This window comes from Chryseobacterium camelliae, assembly GCF_030818575.1.
Lineage (GTDB): Bacteria > Bacteroidota > Bacteroidia > Flavobacteriales > Weeksellaceae > Chryseobacterium > Chryseobacterium camelliae_A.
Window position 1 is genome coordinate 2,247,425 of record NZ_JAUTAL010000001.1, and the last position, 21,532, is coordinate 2,268,956.

18 protein-coding genes are annotated in these 21,532 nt (G+C 37.3%); 8 read left to right on the top strand and 10 right to left on the bottom strand.

From position 1 onward, the window contains the following. Nucleotides 1-202: 202 nt before the first annotated feature. From QE404_RS10170 to mnmE, 7 genes are all read right to left on the bottom strand, one after another. Complete coding sequence (locus QE404_RS10170; protein WP_307450147.1) at nt 203-1,945, bottom strand: hypothetical protein; 1,743 nt, start codon at nt 1,943-1,945, stop codon at nt 203-205. Between the two features lie 513 nt (nt 1,946-2,458). Beyond that, nucleotides 2,459-3,097 carry a hypothetical protein gene (locus tag QE404_RS10175; RefSeq protein WP_307450148.1) on the bottom strand — a complete coding sequence of 213 codons (639 nt, stop codon included), beginning with the start codon at nt 3,095-3,097 and terminating at the stop codon, nt 2,459-2,461. Further along, nucleotides 3,094-3,975, bottom strand: a complete 882-nt coding sequence (locus QE404_RS10180) for a toprim domain-containing protein (protein ID WP_307450150.1) — start codon at nt 3,973-3,975, stop codon at nt 3,094-3,096. Before QE404_RS10180 ends, QE404_RS10175 begins: the two co-directional genes overlap by 4 nt. A gap of 224 nt (nt 3,976-4,199) precedes the next feature. Next, a complete protein-coding gene (locus QE404_RS10185) occupies nt 4,200-5,141 on the bottom strand; it encodes a VapE domain-containing protein (RefSeq protein WP_307453873.1) in 942 nt (313 codons plus the stop codon). Nucleotides 5,142-5,462: 321 nt separating this feature from the next. Then, nucleotides 5,463-5,747 carry a helix-turn-helix transcriptional regulator gene (locus QE404_RS10190; RefSeq protein ID WP_027374281.1) on the bottom strand — a complete coding sequence of 95 codons (285 nt, stop codon included), beginning with the start codon at nt 5,745-5,747 and terminating at the stop codon, nt 5,463-5,465. Between the two features lie 193 nt (nt 5,748-5,940). Continuing rightward, the gene (locus tag QE404_RS10195; protein WP_307450157.1) at nt 5,941-7,080 is read right to left on the bottom strand and encodes a site-specific integrase; all 1,140 of its coding nucleotides are present in this window, start codon (nt 7,078-7,080) and stop codon (nt 5,941-5,943) included. Nucleotides 7,081-7,249: 169 nt separating this feature from the next. Further along, on the bottom strand, nt 7,250-8,635 hold the full coding sequence (gene mnmE, locus QE404_RS10200; protein ID WP_307450159.1) for a tRNA uridine-5-carboxymethylaminomethyl(34) synthesis GTPase MnmE: 1,386 nt from the start codon (nt 8,633-8,635) through the stop codon (nt 7,250-7,252). A gap of 258 nt (nt 8,636-8,893) precedes the next feature. Between mnmE and QE404_RS10205 the strand changes: the two genes are divergently transcribed. Then, the gene (locus tag QE404_RS10205) at nt 8,894-9,115 is read left to right on the top strand and encodes a hypothetical protein (RefSeq protein ID WP_307450161.1); all 222 of its coding nucleotides are present in this window, start codon (nt 8,894-8,896) and stop codon (nt 9,113-9,115) included. Between the two features lie 410 nt (nt 9,116-9,525). Here the strand turns inward: QE404_RS10205 and QE404_RS10210 are convergent, their stop codons facing one another. Further along, the gene (locus tag QE404_RS10210) at nt 9,526-10,149 is read right to left on the bottom strand and encodes a TetR/AcrR family transcriptional regulator (protein ID WP_307450163.1); all 624 of its coding nucleotides are present in this window, start codon (nt 10,147-10,149) and stop codon (nt 9,526-9,528) included. A gap of 74 nt (nt 10,150-10,223) precedes the next feature. On the opposite strand from QE404_RS10210, the gene QE404_RS10215 reads away from it, so the two are divergent. Beyond that, a complete protein-coding gene (locus tag QE404_RS10215) occupies nt 10,224-10,361 on the top strand; it encodes a hypothetical protein (RefSeq protein WP_307450165.1) in 138 nt (45 codons plus the stop codon). 1,913 nt (nt 10,362-12,274) lie between these two features. Here the strand turns inward: QE404_RS10215 and QE404_RS10220 are convergent. Then, nucleotides 12,275-14,044, bottom strand: coding sequence for an aminopeptidase P family protein (locus QE404_RS10220; protein ID WP_307450167.1), 1,770 nt, complete (start codon nt 14,042-14,044; stop codon nt 12,275-12,277). A gap of 181 nt (nt 14,045-14,225) precedes the next feature. Here QE404_RS10220 and QE404_RS10225 point away from each other — a divergent pair, with 181 nt between their 5' ends. The 5 genes from QE404_RS10225 (at nt 14,226) to QE404_RS10245 (ending at nt 19,264) form a co-directional block, all read left to right on the top strand. After that, entirely contained in the window at nt 14,226-14,663 is a 438-nt protein-coding gene (locus tag QE404_RS10225; protein WP_307450168.1) for a DUF6526 family protein, read from the top strand. Nucleotides 14,664-14,873: 210 nt separating this feature from the next. Continuing rightward, a complete protein-coding gene (locus QE404_RS10230; protein ID WP_307450170.1) occupies nt 14,874-15,977 on the top strand; it encodes a DNA topoisomerase IB in 1,104 nt (367 codons plus the stop codon). Between the two features lie 79 nt (nt 15,978-16,056). After that, nucleotides 16,057-17,682 (top strand): L-glutamate gamma-semialdehyde dehydrogenase, encoded by a 1,626-nt coding sequence (gene pruA, locus QE404_RS10235; RefSeq protein ID WP_307450171.1) that lies wholly within the window; start codon nt 16,057-16,059, stop codon nt 17,680-17,682. Nucleotides 17,683-18,694: 1,012 nt separating this feature from the next. Continuing rightward, nucleotides 18,695-18,928, top strand: coding sequence for a cytochrome C551 (locus QE404_RS10240; RefSeq protein ID WP_307450173.1), 234 nt, complete (start codon nt 18,695-18,697; stop codon nt 18,926-18,928). Between the two features lie 126 nt (nt 18,929-19,054). Continuing rightward, nucleotides 19,055-19,264 (top strand): hypothetical protein, encoded by a 210-nt coding sequence (locus QE404_RS10245; RefSeq protein ID WP_307450174.1) that lies wholly within the window; start codon nt 19,055-19,057, stop codon nt 19,262-19,264. 57 nt (nt 19,265-19,321) lie between these two features. On the opposite strand, the gene QE404_RS10250 is transcribed toward QE404_RS10245, so the two are convergent. Beyond that, a complete protein-coding gene (locus tag QE404_RS10250; protein WP_307450176.1) occupies nt 19,322-20,068 on the bottom strand; it encodes a class I SAM-dependent methyltransferase in 747 nt (248 codons plus the stop codon). Between the two features lie 263 nt (nt 20,069-20,331). On the opposite strand from QE404_RS10250, the gene QE404_RS10255 reads away from it, so the two are divergent. Continuing rightward, nucleotides 20,332-21,501, top strand: a complete 1,170-nt coding sequence (locus QE404_RS10255) for a thioredoxin family protein (RefSeq protein ID WP_307450178.1) — start codon at nt 20,332-20,334, stop codon at nt 21,499-21,501. Nucleotides 21,502-21,532 lie beyond the last annotated feature (31 nt).

Here is a 21,532-nt window from a genome sequence, read left to right on the forward strand (position 1 = left end):
CTCAAGAGTATATACAACGGCGTGGGTTCTTTTTTGAGAAAATAAGAATTGGAGATTTCAGGAAATAAGCTATTTTAATTTCAAGAATCTTAAGTTGAATAAAAAATCTCCTCCTTAATTCATGTTTCTAGGCTTCTCTAAGAATAAAAGAGATAGTTTTGTTTTTTCCACTTGAAAATGGAAGCTGTAAAAAGCCACATTTTTATTTAAGAAATTTATATGGTTCATAAAAATCCCAATTGCCAGATTTTTTCTTATCAAAATTCTTTTCGTTTTCGAAGCCAAGCCCAGTTTTATACAATTCATCATAGAAGAATGACATTTCTGGATAAGTTTTAAATGATAGTTTTGGATCAGCTGGTATTTCAAATTTTTTTGAGTTTATTAGAGCTCCCCAAATTTCCAGTTCATCATTTGAATCAATTCTGCCATGTAGTTGTTCCCTTAAAAATAAAAACTCTATTAAGTTGCTTAAACCTAATTTCTTTTTTTTCAGAGTGAGTAATACTATTTCGAGATCGTCAACAGAGATTGAAAGCGGATAACAATCATCGTTCGGATTTAAATCTAGCAGTTTACTTAAATCAATTTGAGGTTTTTTGAACCTTTCTTCTGTAACTACAATGCTAAAAACATTTGGATATCTCTTTGGATTAACTGTATAAAGTTTTTCTCCCTTTTCATTATAAATATCAAAGATTTTCTTTTTGTCAAACAATTCTTTAACTCTATAACATTGATCATATCCCTCTTGAATTGAGTTTTTAAAATATTTCGAAATTGTTTCATACAATTTCTTTATATCCTTTGGGTAGCTATGCGGAATTGCAGATTTTTTATTTTTAACCTCGATTATAATTGCAATACTCTTTCCAAGCACTAACACATCTTGGCCCGAACCACCGATTGAAGTCGTGTATTCTTTATAAATATGAGCATCTTTTTTAAAGTATCTTTGAAAAATTGAACACACTCTGTCTTCCAGATAGTTTCCTTTATGACTGTTAAACTTGTCAGCAATTTTTTTTTCCTGACTGTCAATTACTTTGTAAAGCCTGTCATAAATTGCAAAAAGTAATAGTTTAGGATCTAAAAGTAAGTATCTTGAGTCCTTTAATTTTATTATGGGATTTGAAAGTACTGGATTATCATTTGTATAGTACAAAAACGAAGTTTCATTACGGTCAATTGTAAATAGTTTAAAAAATATATTTATTTTCTCATTATCAAAATGTGGATATAAATCTTCTAAAGAGATTTTTAATCTTTCTCCCCGATTTTGGAAGTATTTAATAAATGATTTAATATTTTCATTATCTCCCGAATATTCCCAGTCTTGTGGCAAAATGTTATGTTGTTTTTGATAATCACTAAATTCTTTACATTCGGGATCCTCTCGATATTTAAATGGCTTATTTATATTGATAAATAACTGATGATCCACCAAATTGTAGATCATTAAGATCTCCTGAACGTTTAAGTTAATTGACTGCTCTAGAACTTTATTAAATGGAGTAAATAATAAATCAATTCTTTTTAACTCTTGTTCTTCATAATTCAGTTTTGCAGTGTCAAAATAATCAAAAAAAACTGGAAGTACCGTTTCATAATATTTATCAAATTTATCAATACTCTTCAAATCATTTAATAATAAATCGTAGTATCCTGCTTTACACTTGATTGCCAATACTACAATTTCTTTCCATTCTTCATTAGATCTAACTTCAATTTCTGTCACTTTATCTACATTAGAAGTTAAATTAAGAGCGAGAATATATGAAAGTTGCTTTAATGGAGAATCCAGCCCTTGAAAAGGATACATTTCAATTCTTGGAGTATTAATATAAGCGAATAATGTAGCTATATCAGGAGCGAACGTCTCACTGTCATACTTACTTACAAATTCTTTAAGTTTCTTACTTTCTCGGTCAATGTCGAAAATCATAGTTTTGAAAATTAGTTTTACAATCAAAATTAGTGAAAAATTTTAAACGTAATCTAATTGTTTACATTGCAGAAAAGGTTGTGAAATTTAACGAAGTCGCAGAAATCAAAGAAGAAAATTTCGATTTAGGAAAAAAGTGGTAAAAGCCAAACAAACGTATTAGATATGAAATCTTCTAACTTGTTGAATTACTTTAACCCACTATTGTATTTGCTAACTATTGCCAATTAAAGATTTTCATTAAATTTTTGCTATATTTTTCTTTTTGACAGCTATTTCTTGTTTGTACACCAAAAAATCAATAGTTATTTATCATCTCAAAAAATAGAATTTCCACAGCAAAAAAAACGAGTTCCGAAGTTTTTTCACCCTTTTCGCAGAAAAGGCAAGAGAGTCTTTGATAGTACAAAATGAAAATTTTGTATATACAAAGACACATCTTGCTATGTAATTTTCGTAAAACAGAAATTTTATTTAGTCTACCTTAATTTAGACCAGTCGGAATGGTTGATTTTAGTCTAGCTTAGGTCTCTTGATAATTGGAAGATTAATTAGCGAAGAACCTTTATTATAATGTGAAACATCAAGTGTATTTATATTTTTTTCAAGAGTAGATTGCCAATTCAAAATAGGTCTTCCAAGCGAATTTTTCCAATCTGCTTCTTTCCATTTTTGAAATTTTTGAATCAATAAATCATCTAGTTTTTCTGAATAGTCTTTTAAAGTTTTTGCAAAATCCATAAACTGTTTTAAGTTCGGATATTTTGAAAATGAGCTATTGGTATTAATTTCCGATTCCACAATGGTTTTTAATTCATCAATAGGTTTATCTATTATTTCATAGGTGTTTGGTGTTACTTTTGGCATTGGGTTTCCATTTAAAATAAAACGATTTGGAAAACCCCGATTTCTATTGTAATCTAAAAGTCCTAAAAGTTTGAGCTTATTTTTTGCAGTGATGACCGTTTGCCTGGAAAGACCAAGCTCTCTTGCCAATTGATAGTCTGATAGAACAATTTCTTTTCGTGGATCTTCACACTTATATAGGATAAAAGTAAAAACAGCTATAGTATTTGCGCCGATTTTATTTTTTGAATTTAAATTAAACATTTTCTCAAATAAGTTCACATCAAAAGTTTTTGAATTTCTCATCTTTTAAATGCAGATTTATATTGATTTTGAACTTCTTCAGTTTTCTTACTAAGATATTCATTCAAGTCCTTAAAATTAGAATAGAGAGCTCGACAGTCTTTTACATTTTGTAATACATCACTGATGATTTCTACAGTACGATTCCCGGCTTGGTCATTATCAAAATAAAGCTCAATATTTTCATATTTTTCAAGAGAATTTTTAATATTTTGGATCATCGAAACAGAGTTCAAAATGAGATAATCAGACGGTTCTTTTGCTAATTGATTTTCTACAGTTTTAAATGAAAGGAAATCAAAAAAACCTTCAAAAATCCTAACGAAATTTGAATTGTTTCTAATTGTTGAAACATCTTTTTTACCCAAACAAATCTTAGAGTATTTATTGCGGATTTCATAACCACCAGAATCATTTTTAAAACCTATCCCAAAATAATTCTTATCGTCTATCCGATAATGAATCTCTTGTAGAAATTCTGTTTGATCTTCAACTTTTCTGCTCTTTAAATATTCTAATAGTGCAGAATGCCTGACCGCTTTCACATTAGTTATCTCATAATTTCTGCTTTGGCCATTACACTTCAGACTAGGAATGTTTTGCTTTTGAAAAGAAGAAAAATTTTGATTGTCAGCCCAATTCAAAACCCCATTGATGGAAGTATTCAGATATTTCTTCATAAAGTCTGTATTATTCCCACCAATTCCTTCTGAAAAGAGGTACCAATAGTTTAGGATTTTATTGATTTTAAAAGAGGCCTGGGATTCGCTGGCAAAAGGGTTGAGATACCAGGCTTCTTTTTCATTTTGTTTAGTGGGAAGGTGTCCGAGAGAAAGGAGGACTTCTTCCAACGATATGCCGTTAAATTGTTTGCAGTTCATAAAATTTTGTGTTTTGTTTATAAAGTTTGTAATTCACTTACCTTATTACCTATGCCTTTATTCATCGAGGGTTTTACATATTTTACATTCTACCTTCCGCTACCTGCTTACCTATATTTCAGGTAATTAGGTAAGTTTACTTTTGTAAATTACCTTATCATAAACTTTGTGTCAATGGTGGTTTTCGCAATCTTCAGGTAAGTGGTAAGTAATTTTAGATTATATCATTCGTCAATTTTCCTTCGGATCAAATATCCATAGACTTGTCTTTTAGGATGTTTTATTCTGTCGTAGTTTAATGCAGTCAAGGCTTTACCAATTTTTATTATATTTAGACGTACACCTAGCGCATTATTCATAGCAAGCATAATGTCCGAAGGTGTTAGAAATTCACTTTGCAGTTTGGATTTTTCGAAATGACTAAGGATAATTTCCTGTTCCAGGGATACCTGCTTGAATTTTTCATTCCGCTTTTCATTTTCCTGGATATCTTCAGCCGTGAGTTCCGGATTATAATTTTTCCTTTCAAAAGCATTATAGTATGCTTGAGTCCAAACTTTTTCAATATTGATTTCCTTGGAATAATTGAAGTCGATTTCTAAAACTTCAAAAATCTGCCACCGTACACTTCCGGTTTCATCGGTTAAAAAATCCGACCGATTGGTAGAGCCACAAAATGAAGCTGTCCGGTGCATCAATGACGATTTGCGATCGTAAGGCAAACGTGCATTGACGGTATTTTTAGAAATGAAGGACTTAAGAATATTGACATCCGTTTTTGACATTACCGAAAGCTCATCAATATTAACCAGAAGGTTTTTGCATAAGGAAATCAAGCCGTCTTTATCAACACCAATGTCTTCTGTATAATATTGTTCAAGATCTGCAGGGATCAAAAAACGCAGAAAACTCGTCTTTCCACTATTTTGCTTAGTATTGAACAGCACAAAACACTGTTTGTTGATGTATCCTGGTCTCAACGCACAGATTACAGTCCTGGTCAGCCATTTTTCGAAATATTTTTGGAAGGATTTATCATCAGTCGTCTTTACATAACTGCAAAGCTTACCGATATGATTTTCCTTATCCCAATCTTCCAAATTTTCAAAATATTCCCGAATTGGATTGTACTGCTGGATCAAATGACTTCTGACCAGAATTTCCAACTTATTAATTGGAATATCGATTCCGGATCTAACGAGTTCTATAAACAAAGAATTCAAGTTGAGTGCTGAACATTTTTTATCCGATACAAGTTTAATTTCGAACTCAAGAGATATTGTATTGAATCTAATTGAATATTTTGAATTCAAATAATTAATCGCTCTGTCAAATATGGTTTTCGTTTCTGTCTCGATTTGATACAGAATTTTATTTTCTTCCATAAAGCATTTTTGATTTTGGAAGGAGTCGCAAATAATTTTTATATTTGCTCTTTACTTCCAGTAAAACAAACATTTAAACCTAACTATGGCAGTAGTTAGGTTTTATTTTTTGCGTAAAGAAAATTCTATTGCTTCTTGTTGGATCTCGTCATTTGATTTATGACTGTTTTTCAGCAACCATTCGTCAATTTTTTTTCGTTCAAAGAATAGAATTTTTCCGGAAGGTTTTGAAAATGGGATAGAGTTGGTATGAACCAATTTGTAAATATAAGATTTCTTGAACCCTGTGTAATCTGAAAGCTCTTCTACATTTAGAATTGCTTTGAGTCCGAAAATATGCTTTTCAATTCGGTTGAGCTTGTGAATTATGATTTCGTTATTTTCCATCTGTTTCTTTTAATTGATTTAACGAAACAAAAGTCAACAATAAAAACCATAAATAAAAGACTACCAATAGCTTGTGGGCTAAATAAGAATACTCTGGATTGATTTTATCTGTCAAAAGGTTAAAAAAGATTAATCTGGATTCAACTGAATTCGCAAGCGATTTTAATTGAGTTTAAAATAGAAAACGGAATTTTCACAACTCGATATTTAATTCTGGAATAATCTCAGCAGCTTCTTTCATTTTGCTATCCACAATTTTTGCGTAAATCTGCGTTGTTCTTAATTCCCGGTGTCCCAGTCTTTTAGAAACCGTGTAAATGTCTGCACCGTTTTCCAACAACAGAACTGCATTCGTATGTCTGGCTGAGTGAAAAGTAATATGCTTAGGAACCGCAGCTCGATTGCACCAGCGAATAATTTCAGTATTGTAGGTCATTCCATATTTCAAACCTTTGAAAACTCTTTCTTGCGGATCTTGTCTTTCTCCTAACAATTCTCTGGCTTGTTTTGAGATATAAAGATATTCTACGCCATCCGTTTTTTCTTGTCTGAAATTGACTTTTGATATATCACCTTCATCACGAACTTCTTTCCAAGTCAATGTATTAATATCTGACCAACGTAGTCCTGATAAACACGAAAAAAGGAAAGCTTTTTTCAAAACCGGATATTTACATTCCGCTTTGGCTAAACGTTGTAATTCATCAAAAATCAGATATTCTCTTTGACTTTCAGCCTGTTCAAACGATTTTACTTTTGCAGCATAATTTATCGTTAAATATCCATTATCGAAAGCACTTCGGAGTGCAGCTTTAAACTTATTGAAATAAGAATGCTTTGAATTCTGGGAAAGTGGGAGATCACTTTTGGTGCGAGCATCACTCTCAAAGTACCGATGAACTTTTTTGACAAACTTTTCATCAATTTCATCGAAAGTCATATTTTTTGGAACAATCTTTTTGAGATGTTGTAGAGTAGAAAACCAGTTACCGTAATTATTAGAAGTGTCTTGCTTTTGCTTTTCTTCTGTTAACTCCTCAAAGTATGTTAAAAAAGTCCTTTTACTTTTTACGGTATCTTTCAAATCGTAGCGACCTTGAACATATTCAGCTTTTTTGATTGCCAAAATGCTTTCGGCAAGAGCCATAGTTTCTTTATTCTCTTTTTTTTCCTTAGCCGACTTTGGATCGGGGTGCAAATACAGTTTCAAATACTCAAAATTCCGCAGGTGAACTCTTCTTCCTTGTGCATTAATAGAAGACCCTTTGTAATACTCAATGAAAAGACTAATCCTTCCATCAGCTAAATTTTTCTGTTTTAAAGTAATATTCATATCTTTTATTTGAGGTGTACATTTGTACACCTTTGTGCTACTTTTTATAGTTCGAGGTGTACAGCAGGTGTACAAATATAAAAATAAACTCCAAAAAGAGAAAATAAAATTTATATAAATATCTGATAATCAAACAAAATAAAGAAAATAAAATCAAAGAAAAGCTAAATTATTTCCCAATACAAAACTTCGAAAAGATATTCCCCAGCACCTCATCATTCGTTACTTCCCCGGAAATTTCACCGAGGTACTCCAGGGCATTCCTCAGCTCATAAGCCAGCAGTTCGGTGGAGATGCGGAAGGTGATGGCTTCTTTCACTTTATGAACGGCTTCCATGGATTTGCGTAGGGCCTCATAGTGGCGCTGGTTGGTAATGACTACATTATTTTCCTGAGACTTCAGCTGTTCCACATAAGAGGACAACTCGTTTTTCAAGTCCTGGATATTCTGGTTTTCAACCGCGGAGATTTTAATGAAATCGAACTCCTGAGGAATAGCATCACGGAAAATGCTTTCCGCTTTTTCATGTTGTGCAGGGAAAACTTCATCAATTTTGGTGGCGCAGATGATCAGTTTGAGGTCTTCCCGAACTAAGGAGCGGATCATTTCAATATCTTCAGAGAAATCCTCTGTCCCCGCATCGGCAAGATAGATCAGCACATTAGCATTGGCCACTTTTTCACGGGCTTTTTTAACGCCAATTGCCTCGATTTCGTCCATGGTTTCTCGTAGTCCGGCAGTGTCGATCAGGCGGAAGGCGTGGCCTTTAATGTGAAGCACCTCTTCAATCGTGTCCCGGGTGGTTCCGGCAATATTGCTGACGATGGCCCGCTCTTCCTTCAGCAAAGCGTTCAGCAGGGTGGATTTCCCGGCATTCGGTTTTCCGATGATCGCTACAGCGGTTCCGTTCTTAATTGCGTTTCCGTACTGGAAACTGTCAATCAACGAATGCAGTTTCGATTCAATCTTATCCAGCAGCAGGTTCAGGGCCGACCGGTCGGCAAACTCAACGTCTTCTTCCGCAAAATCAAGTTCGAGCTCAATCAGGGAAACAAAGTTCAGCAGGTCTGTCCTCAAAACGGATATTTCATTCGTAATCCCCCCTTTCAGCTGGCTGATGGCTACTTTTCGTGACGCCTCATTTTCAGAAGCAATCACATCGGCGATAGCTTCCGCCTGGGAAAGGTCAATACGGCCGTTGATAAATGCACGGAGCGTAAATTCCCCGGCTTTGGCCATCCGGGCTCCGTTTTTAATCAGGGTTTCAAGAATACGTTTCCCAATATGCGGCGAACCGTGAAAGGCAATCTCCACAGAATTTTCCGTGGTAAAGCTTTTCGGTGCCAGGAAAATCGACAGCATTACCTCATCAATGGATTCCTCTCCATCCATGAAATAACCGTAATGCAACGTATGGGATTTCTGCTTTTCCAGTTTTTTTCCGGGAAAACTTTTCTGCACTACAGGAAGTGCTTCATTTCCGGAAACCCGGATGATTCCCAGGGCTCCTACTCCATTGGCGGTGGCCAGTGCACAAATGGTATCGTTATTCATACTGCAAAGTTAAGTTTTTCAGGCCAAATAAGGAGGACTTGCGATGCTGAGTCTATGGAGAAAAACTGATGTGCCTTTATCAGGTGGAGAGTTTGAGTGTGGGCGTGTGTTTGGGGTGAGGGTTTTTACATGAAAAACCACAAACCAGAGGTTAGCGAGAGTTAATAACTGCGAAAGTTTTTTGACACATTAGAATTATGAAGATAAAAGCTTTGAAAACAGAAAGAACACATAAGGTTATAAAAATCTACGATTTTTATGATGCGTGAAAAATCTGCGGGAGAGGCTGATCTGCGAGGGAATAAAAACCACAAAAGCTATTTGACACATGAGAATTATAAAGATAAAAGCTTTGAAAACAGAAGAGCACAGAAGTTTTTAAAAACCTACGGTTTTTATGTGCACGTAAAATCTTCGCAGTTTACGGAAATACAAGCTGCAAAATTCCCCTCCCTCGGAGGGGTGGCAAAAATTCTCTGAATTTTTGAAGGGATGGTTTTTAATAACGATTAAAGTGATGTGATCCACTTCGAAACAATAATCTGCTAATCCACAAGAGTTTAAAAAACCACAACAGTCATAAAAGCTATTTGACACTTAAGAATCATGAAAAGAACAGCTTTGAAAACATGAAGAGCACATTAGTTTTTAAAAGCCTACAGTTTTTATGTGCACGTAATATCTTTAAACACGAAGAGCACATAAGCTTTTAAAAAACCTACGGTTTTAATATGCCTGGAAAAAATCTGTGTGATCTACTAATCTGCGAAAGATTTATGGTTTCTATATACATGTCAAATATTGGTGAGAGCATGTGCTACTTGCCGACACTGACAGGAAGACTATGGAATATCCTCAAAGCAATATAACGATAGATAACCGTAATCCAATTAATATGAAAGGTAATTTTGAAGATAATACGTTCTGTCCTTTTCCACAAAAAGCGGTAAAAATAGATTCATGATGATTTGCGAATAATATCGGACGGCCTCGCTTCTTTCAAATTCATTAATCATTCTATTATAAGAAATATAATTGTCAGCAATGATAAAAATCTGTGCAATTACACTTTCAATGAGTTCTGAAGGCAGATCCTCACGGAATATTTTCATTTGCTGAAACTCACGTATAATCTCTTCAAACTGCTTCTTTCTTTTACTGTAAACCTCCAAAAATTTACTTTTAAGCTCCGGCACATCCCTGAAAACATCATTGAAATTAATGAAGATGAATCTGTAATCAAAAAAAAGTTCAAGCACAGAGCGTAAATAATGCTGAAGGTTTGGAATGCTGATTCCTGAGCCACTTTTAAAGCTATTCATTAGAAACTCGGTCTGATAAATCAAATCAGTTAACAGTACGCTGACAATTTCTTCGGAATGTTTAAAATGGTAATGCAGATTACCTGGACTTATTTCAAGCTCCTGGGCTATGTGCCTGGTGGTAACTACAGTATATCCCCTATCGTTAAAAAGCATCAATGCCTTCTGTATGATTTTGTCCTTTGTATTCATATAGGTACAAATATAATGATAAAAATCATTTAGAACATTTGTTCTAATTCTGTAGCTTTGTAAAAATATCTCTGATGAATCCATATAATTTTGATTACGAAAAAGCCCAAAAAGAAGAAAACGAAAGCAAACCTAAAAAATCTGCAGGTGAGGTTATCCTAACTGTCTTACAGGTTTTGCTTAGTATAATAATGGCAATAGCACACGCATGATTTATAGCGTCAAAATATCAAAGTACTACTTCATAGGGCTATTGGTTTGGATCATAGTGCTGTTATGCAGAAAAAACGGCATTATCATCCCCTATATCAACAGCCATTGTACTGATTTATATAGTGTACCGATGTTTTGCTACACCATTAAAATCTTTGTCAATTTGTATATAGATCGTACCTGGAATCCATCGTTACGCTTTATATTATCTTCTGCACTGTACCTTACCCTAACCTTTGAAGTGATCGGTCCGAAAATTTCAAATATTTATACTGCTGATATAATAGATGCGGTATGCTACTTTATAGGCGGCATTATGTACTATACTGTACTTAAGCTGTCCGCAAGGAAGGACTAATTTGCCGCAAGGTTTTACATTTTTATGGGTTATATCATCATTTTAAAGCATACCTAGATTTCTATATTTGATTTGACGCTCGCAACGACCATGATAACAAATGAGTTTTTCTACAACCTGATGGCTAGTGTTCTCAGGAGTGTCATTTAGAATTTTTAAGATAAGATCTGTGAAGTTTGAAGACAAAACAAAGGTTTGACGAAGTCGATAACTGCAAAAGTTTTCAACACATTAGAATCATGAAGATAAAAGCTTTGAAGACAGAAGAACACAGAAGTTTTTAAAATCTACGATTTTTATGATGCGTGAAAAATCTGCAGGACATGCTGATCTGCGAGGGAATAAAAACCACAAAAGTCACAAAAGCTATTTGACACTTAAGAATCATGAAGAGAACAGCTTTGAAAACAGGAAGAGCACATGAGTTTTTAAAAACCTACAGTTTTTATGTGCACGTAAAATCCTTTGCAGCTTGCGGAAATACCAGCTGCAAAATTCCCCTCCCTTGGAGGGGTGGCGAAAATTCAGAGAATTTTTGACGGGGTGGTGTTAATAAGAATTAAAGTGGTGTGATCCACTTGGGAAAAATAATCTGCTAATCTGCGAGAGATTAAAAAACCACAAAAGTCACAAAAGTTATTTGACAATTAAGAATCTTAAGAATCCAGCTTTGAAAACAGGAAGAGCACATGAGTTTTTAAAAACCTACAGTTTTTATGTGCACGTAAAATCCTTTGCAGCTTGCGGAAATACCAGCTGCAAAATTCCCCTCCCTTGGAGGGGTGGCGAAAATTCAGAGAATTTTTGACGGGGTGGTGTTAATAAGAATTAAAGTGGTGTGATCCACTTGGGAAAAATAATCTGCTAATCTGCGAGAGATTAAAAAACCACAAAAGTCACAAAAGTTATTTGACAATTAAGAATCTTAAGAATCCAGCTTTGAAAACAGAAGAGCACATTAGTTTTTAAAAATCTACGATTTTTAAATGCGTGAAAAAATCTGCTTAATCTACTGATCTGCGAGAAAATAACAAAACCACAAAAGTCACAAAAGTTTTTTTTACACATAAGAATCTTAAGAATCCAGCTTTGAAAACAGAAGAGCACATTAGTTTTTAAAAATCTACGATTTTTAAATGCGTGAAAAATCTGCTTGATCTGCTGGTCTGCGAGAAAATAACAAAACCACAAAAGTCACAAAAGTTATTTGACACATGAGAATTTTTAAGATGTTAGCTTTGAAAGCAGAAAGAACACATGAGGTTTTTAAAATCTACAATTTTTTAAATCTATGTAATCTATGGGCCTTAAGACAGATTTAAAAAAATTAACAGCAAAAAAAATCACCCCGTTTCCGGGGCGATTGGTACTGCTTTAAATAAATACTGAGTTATATGAAGAGTGAAATGATGTTTCTCTGATATGTGACAAAGATACGGTTCATTTTATTTCTACGCCTCAGGGAAATCCCGGAAATTGCCTCCGGGTTTTTACGGAGGCAGCAAAAATCCTGCTTGAAGCAGGATTTGATTATATTCAACTTGTAATTACTGATTATAAAGGACTTACAAGTTCTGCAAACCACTCTTTCACCTCACCCTCTAAATATGGGCCCAGTTTTTCTTCACATTTCCTATGGTAAGCATTGAGCCATGCAATTTCTTCTTCCAAAAGCACCTCTTTAACGATGGTATCTTTAAAGAACGGACACAGCGTAAGCGTTTCAAACTCATAGAAAGTCCCGAAATCGGTTTTCTCCGCTTCCTGAACGGCTATTAAATTTTCATGACGGATGCCGTACTGTCCTTCTACGTAAAATCCGGGTTCACTGGAACACACCATTCCCGGAAGAAGTTCCTGCGGATTCATGTCTTTCCTGATGTTCTGAGGACCTTCATGAACGTTCATGAAGCTTCCCACCCCATGGCCAGTCCCGTGGTTGAAATCTTTGCCTTCCATCCACAACGGAAGCCTGGCAATGGCATCCAGATGCACACCTTTTGTTCCTTTCGGGAATTTCACCATGGATAAACGGATCATCCCCTGCAATACTAAAGTCGAGTTTCTTTTGAATTCCTCGGAAACAGCTCCTAAAGCCAGTGTCCTTGTAATATCGGTGGTTCCTTCCAGGTACTGGCCTCCGGAATCTACCAGGATGCTCGAATCGTTGGTCACTTCATGGCTTCCTTCGCTTTTTGCGGAATAATGCATGATAGCACCATTATCTTTGTATCCGACAATGCTTCCGAAACTCTCCCCGACAAAGTTTTCACCCTGTGCACGGAAATCCCTGAGTTTTTCTCCGATGGAATACTCGTTCATAGATTCTTTACCTGCCTGATGCGTCAGCCAGTAGAGGAATTTCACCATCGCTACGCCGTCCCTTACCATTACCGTCCTGAAACCTTCCAGCTCGGTATCATTTTTCTGGGCTTTCATAAGGTTGCCGGGAACCGGACCCTTGATAATGGTATTGGCATATTTCAATGCTTCAAAGATAGACTGGTTGCTATTGGGAGAAACCAGGACTTTCTGGTCGCTGCAAATTTTGAGGTGGCCGAAAAACTCCTCGTACGGCATCATTTTCACAAATGACTCGTCCATCTGTTTCCTGGCTTCCACACTCAGTTTATCCAGGTCGGTAAAGAGAATGGCATCATTGATGGTAATGATCAGATAGCCCAGGAATACCGGATTACTCTGTACATCGCTTCCCCTCAGATTAAGGGTCCACGCCACATCATCCAGGCTGGAGATGATATGTACGGTAGCTCCCTGTTCTTCCATCGCATTCCGGATAGCAGAAATTTTATCAGTTACCGATTTTCCGGCACGTTCTACCGGATGTACATAGATTGGGTTCTTTGACGGCGTTCCGCGGTCTTTCCAGAGCTCTTTCAGGAGCGGAAGGTCTACCAGGGTGATATTTTTGGCCCGAAGCTTTTCATAGAGCAGCTCCCAGTTGGCATGTGAGGTTGCCAGTGCATTCACTGCCACTTTTCCGTTTTCCGGAATTTCAGAAATAATCCAGTCGATATAGTGAGGAGTGCCTTCCATCCCGTCCTTGAACAGTTCGATCCCGGAACCCTGGAGCTCAATGGCAGCCTGGGTGAAATACCTTCCATCTGTCCAGAGCCCTGCCTTGTCTTTGGTAATCACCACAAATCCGGCAGATCCAAGGAATCCGGACAGCCAGGATCTTTCCTGCCATTCTTCCGGCAAATATTCACTCATATGCGGATCAGCAGAATAGACGATAAATGCATCAACATTATTTTTCTGCATCTCTTCCCGGAGTGCAGCCACTTTTTCCTTTGAAGTCATTTTTTTAATTTTTTAAAACCGAAAGTTACGAAAATTTGATTTCAGAAGGGGATTAAATCCAATATAAAAAAACAGGAATAAAGAGCAGGAATATGACAGCATGAATCATTTTTAAACTCCGCAAAACCGCTATTGGAACTGATGTTTTCACCTTTGGAAAGATTATTGCTACATGCTAGATATGGAAACACAGCACTACGGCAATCACAGGAAATTCTACGCGCCACATCACTTTATTTATCTTCCTGCACTTATGGTTTTGGAAGTCTTCGGGATCTATAAGATATGTAGTGATGAAAGCAACCAACTTACCTGGATCCTGTTTTCTGTTGTTATTTTCCTTCTCCTCTACCTTGCTATAATGTTACGCCAGCATTATGCTTTGGGACTTCAGAACCGGCTGGTAAGGCTGGAGTTCAAACAGAGGTATTTTGAGCTGTTCGGACAAAGGTCTGATGAGGTGGAGGAAAAGCTGAAGTTTGACCAGATCGCCGCCCTGAGATTTGCCTATGATGATGAATTTAAAGAACTACTCTACAGGGCACTGCACGAATCTGTTTCAGGGGACGATATAAAGAAATCCATTAAAAAATGGAAACCGGATCATCACCGGGTTTAAAAAAGAATTAATCACCAATAAAAATAAATTATTATGAAAAAATGGAGCTTATACAGTATTACCTTTTTGAGTTTACTGATGCTAACCAGCTGTGAAGCAGTAGAAACAATTTTTAAGGCCGGAATGTGGTGGGGAATCATTCTCGTTGTAGCCGTAATAGGACTTTTATTATGGTTATTTTCAAGGTGTAAAAACTCTTAACCGGACTTTATGGAAAATTCAGACTTAGATATCATTTCTCACCTGAAGCCTTCAAAAATTGTCAAAATTATGAAAGATCCGGTGGCTTCTGCAAAGGCGGTACATCTTATTTATACCTCTGATGCGGAAACCGCCGGTATTATCCGGAAAAAAAGGGGTAAAAAGTTTTCCTACTATAAAGACGGTGAAAAAATTAAGGACAAGGATGAGATCAGCCGGATCAATAAGCTTGTACTACCACCGGCATGGGAAAATGTATGGATCTGCGCGCTGGATAACGGCCATCTACAGGCAACGGGAATTGATGCCAAAAAGAGAAAGCAATACCGCTATCATCCTTTATGGAATGCTTTAAGAAACCACACCAAGTTTTACCGCATGCTTCAGTTCGGTTATGCACTGCCCCAGATCAGGCTGCATATCGAACAGGACCTTGCTTTGCGCAATCTTGAAAAGAGAAAGGTCCTTGCACTTATTGTAAGCCTGATGCAGCGGACCAATATCAGGATCGGCAACAGCGCGTACGAAAAGCTTTACGGATCGTTCGGGCTTACCACTCTCAAAGATAAACACGTTAAGGTGAAAGGTAAGAAATTATCATTCTGCTTTAAGGGGAAAAAAGGCGTCATGCATGATATAGACCTGAAAAGCAGCAGGCTTTCAAGGCTGGTACAAAAATGCAAGGACATCCCCGGAAAAGAACTTTTCCAGTATTATGATGACGATGGAAACCGGCACAGCATAGATTCCGGAATGGTGAATGAATACATCAAGGAAATCAGCGGTGAGGATTTTACGGCGAAAGATTTCAGGACCTGGTCCGGAACCGTCAATGCACTGATCGCATTTAAGGAAATCGGATACGCGGAAACCAATGCCGAATACAAGAAGAAGGTAAAAGAAGCCTTGGATATCGTAGCATCCCGCCTGGGAAATACGGTTGCGGTATGCAAAAAATATTATGTTCATCCCCTCGTCATCAATCTGTATGAAAACAACACGATCAAAAAATATCTTGACGAGCTGGAAATAATAGAGAAAAATGATGGCAAAGCTGACCTGACTCAGGAAGAAAAACTGGTTCTGAAAATCCTGGAATCTGAAAAGCTGTAATTGAAGTCAATCAATTTTTTCTCCGAATTAAATGTTGTAAATTTGTATCATCACAAATTAAAATATAATACAACATCATATGTCAAAAGCAATTTCGCAAGTGCCACTTGCTGTTAATGAGCCGGTAAACTCATACGCACCGGGTTCTCCTGAAGTAAAAAGCCTTCTGGCTACCTACAAGAAAATGTGGGCAGAAAAAACCGAGATCCCTATGATCATCAACGGAAAAGAAGTGAAGACCGATGAAAAGGTAGCCCTTCAGTCTCCTCAGGATCATGCGCATGATTTCGGCTTTTATTACAAAGGAACCATGCAGCATGTGGATGATGCCATCAATGCAGCTTTAGCAGCCAAACAGCAATGGAATGAACTGGGTTGGGAACAGAGGGCTTCCATCTTTCTGAAAGCCGCTGACCTTCTTGCCGGGCCTTACCGCGATGTCATCAATGCAGCGACGATGATCGGACAGTCTAAAAATGTTCACCAGGCTGAAATTGATGCCGCTTGTGAGTTCATCGACTTTTTACGGTTCAATGTAGAATTCATGACAGAAATGTATGCTGAACAGCCGGTATCCGATAACGGAATCTGGAACCGCGTAGAATACAGACCTCTTGAAGGATTTTGCTTTGCAGTAACCCCATTTAACTTTACCGCTATTTCCGGAAACCTGCCAACATGTATGGCAATGCTTGGAAACGTAGTAGTATGGAAACCTTCTGACAAGCAGGTTTATTCTGCAAAAGTAATCATGGATGTTTTAACTGAAGCCGGACTTCCTGCCGGAGTCATCAACATGATCTTCACAGATGGTAAGGAAACAGCTGAAAAAGTATTGGCACACCGTGATTTTGCAGGTCTTCATTTTACCGGTTCTACTAAGGTGTTCCAAGGTATGTGGAAAATGATCGGTGACAATATCCACCAGTACAGAACATATCCGAGAATTGTAGGAGAAACCGGAGGTAAAGACTTTGTTATTGCCCACCCTTCAGCCAATGTAGAAGCAGTAGCTACCGCTTTGGTAAGAGGTGCATTTGAATATCAGGGACAGAAATGTTCAGCTGCTTCAAGAGCTTATATCCCTAAGTCCATCTGGGCAGACGTGAAAAAAGTAATGGAAACGCAGATCGGATCCATCAAAGTAGGTTCTCCTGAAGATCCGTCCAACTTCGTTAATGCCGTGATCGACAAAAATTCTTTTGAAAAATGCAAAGGCTATATCGACAGAGCAAATAATGCCGGTGATGCCAATGTAGTAATCGGAGGAACTTATGATGACTCTAAAGGATGGTTTGTACACCCTACGGTGATTGAGACCACCAATCCGCATTACGAAAGCATGGTAGAAGAGATCTTCGGTCCTATCCTTTCCATCTATGTTTATGAAGATGAACAATGGAAAGAAACGCTGAAACTGGTTGACTCCACTTCACCGTATTCCCTGACCGGATCTGTATTCGCACAGGACCGTTACGCGATCAGCGAAGCGTATAAAGCACTGGAAAATGCTTCCGGAAACTTTTATATCAACGATAAGCCGACCGGTGCCGTAGTAGGCCAACAGCCTTTCGGAGGAGGAAGAGCTTCAGGAACCAATGATAAAGCAGGTTCTAAAATGAACCTTCTGAGATGGACTTCCGTAAGGAGTATCAAAGAAACATTTGTATCGCCTAAAGATTATAAATATCCGTATTTAGGGTAGTTATCGATGTATACATCTAAATAATTTAAAGGCTCGGCCGGAACTTCGTTCCGGCCGAGCCTTTTGAGTACTCATTGCTGCAGGTGATGCTCTTTTGTAGCTTTTAACGCCTTAGCCACTGGGTTACTAAGAAACTTTTTATTACTGCTGTAGTTTTATATTTTCTCGCAGATCACAGCATATCACACAGATTTTTTCACGCATTTAAAAATCGTAGATTTTTAAAAACTAACGTGCTCTTCTGTTTTCAAAGCTATTTTCTTCATGATTCTTATGTGTCAAAAAAACTTTTGTGGCTGTTGTGTTTTTTTAATCTCTCTTGGATTAGCAGATTATTTTTCCTAGATGGATCACACCACTTTAATCGTTATTAAAAACCACCCCGTCAAAAATTCTCTAAATTTTCGCCACCCCTCCTAAGGAGGGGAATTTTGCAGCTTGTATTTCCGTAAACTGCAAAGATTTTACGTGCACATAAAAACCGTAGATTTTTAAAAACTGATGTGCTCTTCTTTTTTCAAAGCTGGCTCCTTAAGATTCTTAAGTGTCAAATAGCTTTTGTGACTGTTGTGGTTTTTAATCTTTCGCAGATTAACAGATTATTTTTCCCAGGTGAATCACACCACTTTAATCCTTATTAACACCACCCCGTCAAAAATTCTCTGATTTTTCGCCAACCCTCCGGGGAGGGGAATTTTGCAGCTGGTATTTTTGCAAGCTGCAAAGATATTACGTGCACATAAAAACTGTAGGTTTTTAAAAACTAATGTGCTCTTCCTGTTTTCAAAGCTGTTTTCTTCGTGATTCTTAAGTGTCAACTAGCTTTTATGACTGTTGTCGTTTCATACTCATTAAACCTCCCTGACTCTTAGCTATGATGCAAATAATCAACTTACCCATAATAAGCAGTTAAAAACAATGAATCATTAATATAAACTTAATGTAAATTATTCTAGAAATCTCAAATGGGAATGGTTATTGCTTACGCTAGGATACATTAAAATAGAACGTTATGAAAAAAGTTATTCTAATCCTGAGCATCGGGATTTTTGCAGTAAGCTGCGGAACTAAAGAATCATCCATGTCAACCAGCGCAACAGATTCTACCGCAACAGATACCAGTGCTACTATGGACAATACCAGTGCTTCAACAATGGGTACTGATACCACAAGCACCAAGATGTCTAACCCGGACAGCCTTAAAATGAGAACAGACTCTTCAGCAACTACTGCTCCGGCAAAATAATCTGAAGATACATCATTTGCACCTGAAAATCCTCAGATCTTTTCTGTGGATTTTTTTGGTCCCTGTATAAAGGGTCCTTTATTTGTTATGATAAAGATACATTGCAAACCACTAAAAAAATATACTATGAAAAAATTATGGCTGGGCGCTGCCATGGCAGCGATGTTCCTGGGAAGCTGTGCACAGGATAAAGAAAAAAGAGAGGAGTTCAAGGATGAACGCGATAAAAATTTTATGAGAAACAATCTGGGGGATACCGCCGTAAGCCATTCCGAACACGGAGCATCCGCAGATACCGCGAAAATAAAAACAGACAATACTGCTAAAGTGCGATAATAATCATAAAGAAGCTGCTTTTTTAAGCAGCTTCTTTTGTATGTTTAATGCTGGTATTCAGCAGAAATATATCTTTGTTTTATATCTGAAATCTACCAGACCGGAGGTTTGATATCTATTGAAAATCTGTTCCAATTCATGCATGATCTTATCATAGAGTGCACCCGATCTCGGCGTATAGGAGGACGACCGTGCACGGCCTTTGAACCCCTCGAGATCAAACCACTGCTGATGATCCAATTCCATATACCCTACTTTTTTGGGGCTGAAAAATGCCTTTATCTTCTCTTCATCGATATTTTTATGATTAACAAATTTATATTCGCTGATATTGTCATAAAGTGCTTTTTCATAATCATTCAGTAAAGGAGATGACGCATCCCTTTCGTTCCATACCAAAACAATGTGGCCTCCGGGCTTTAAAATGCGCTCAAATTCTATTTTGGTTTTGGGAAGATCAAACCAATGAAACGCCTGTGCAGAGAAAATGACATCAACACTGGAATCTTCCAGGGTGGTGTTTTCAGAAGCACCATTTACGCTGATAAAATTCTCAGAATCCTTATAAATAGCCTCTGCGGCTTTCCTCATTTCATCATTAGGCTCTACAGCATAGACGGTATAATGATGTTCCAAAAAAGGTTTTGATGAAAGCCCTGTTCCGGAGCCGATATCAGCAATAATCTTACGGTTATCCAGGTTCAACTGTTCTTCGAGTTTTTCCAGCATCTGCTCAGGATAGTCAGGTCTGAATTTGATATAGTCCTGAACCTTCAGGCTAAATCTTTGATAATTATTTTCCATAAGTGTATTTGTTAAGGTCAAGCCTTGTAGATGAAAGCGATATGATCCGGGAGACTTAATCCTGCCATAGCCGGATTGCTTTCATATCATAAAGATACAAAAATTGGAGACTACAATAATTTTTATCCACTGCCGCAAACAAGACCAAATTAAGTAATATCCAGACAAAAAAATAATTATGAATTTCCGGCGTAACAATTTTCATCTTCATCCGACTTATGTGTCAACTTAATGATTACATTTGTATCGAAATGAAAATACACATGAAAAAAACAGCTCTATTATCCTCTCTGTTTATCAGCGCATTGGCACTGGCGCAGGGGATTAAATTTGAAGACAGTAATTTTGCCAATATCCTGGCTAAAGCCAAGAAAGAAAATAAACTGGTGTTTATAGACGCCTATGCTTCATGGTGCGGACCATGTAAACTGATGGCTAAAAATATTTTCCCGCTTCAGGCTGTAGGAGATTATTATAACGGGCATTTCATCAATGCAAAAATAGATATGGAAAAGGGCGAAGGGGTGGACCTGGCTAAAAAATACAACGTAAAAGCCTTCCCTACTTATCTTTTCATTAACGGTAACGGTGAAGAAGTACACCGTACGTTAGGCTATGTGGAAGAAAAAGATTTCATCCAGTTTGCCAAGGATGCGGAAGATCCGAGTAAAAGACTGACTTCACTGAAGCAGAAATTTGAGAACGGAGAAAAGGATCCTGAATTCCTTAAAAACCTGGCCGGGCTTACCATCTATAATGATGCTCCGTTTGCAGCAAGGGTGCTGGAACGTTATTTCAAAGACAAAACAGCCCTTGACCAGCAAGATGTGCAGATGCTTCTGGCCGGTATCCAGAGTACGGAGAGCCCTCTGTATGCTATTTTCCAGTCTAAAAAGGCGGATATTACGAAAGTCCTTCCTGCTGAGCGGTATGAGATGATTGATAAGAACATCAAGCTGAATACCATCGTAAAAAAAGCTTATGATGCCAATACCAAGAAGTGGAATGACACTTATTTTTTAGCGGAGACCCAGAAATTCCTGACGAAGGATGAAGCTGAAAAGATTCTGAAAAGAGCCAAATCCAGCAGGGCATTAAAGGACAAAGATATGGCAACCTATGAGAAGCTGAGCATGGAACTGTACAAAGACCCTTCTGCTGCCACTTCTGAGGAGCTGAATTCCCTTGCGTGGAACTTCTTTGAAAATGTGACCAATAAAGCCTCCCTGGAAAAAGCAATTATCTGGGCGCAGGAATCGGTGAAGAAGCAGGAGAATTATGCCAATACAGATACGCTGGCCAACCTGTATCATAAAGTAGGGGATAATAAAAATGCCAAGATTTGGGCTGAAAAGTCGATCCAGCTGGCGAAGGCCTCAGGGGAAGATTATTCGGATACTGAAAAACTGCTGAAAAGTCTCAGCATCAAGTAATACAGAAGAAGCCGTCTCATTTTGAGACGGC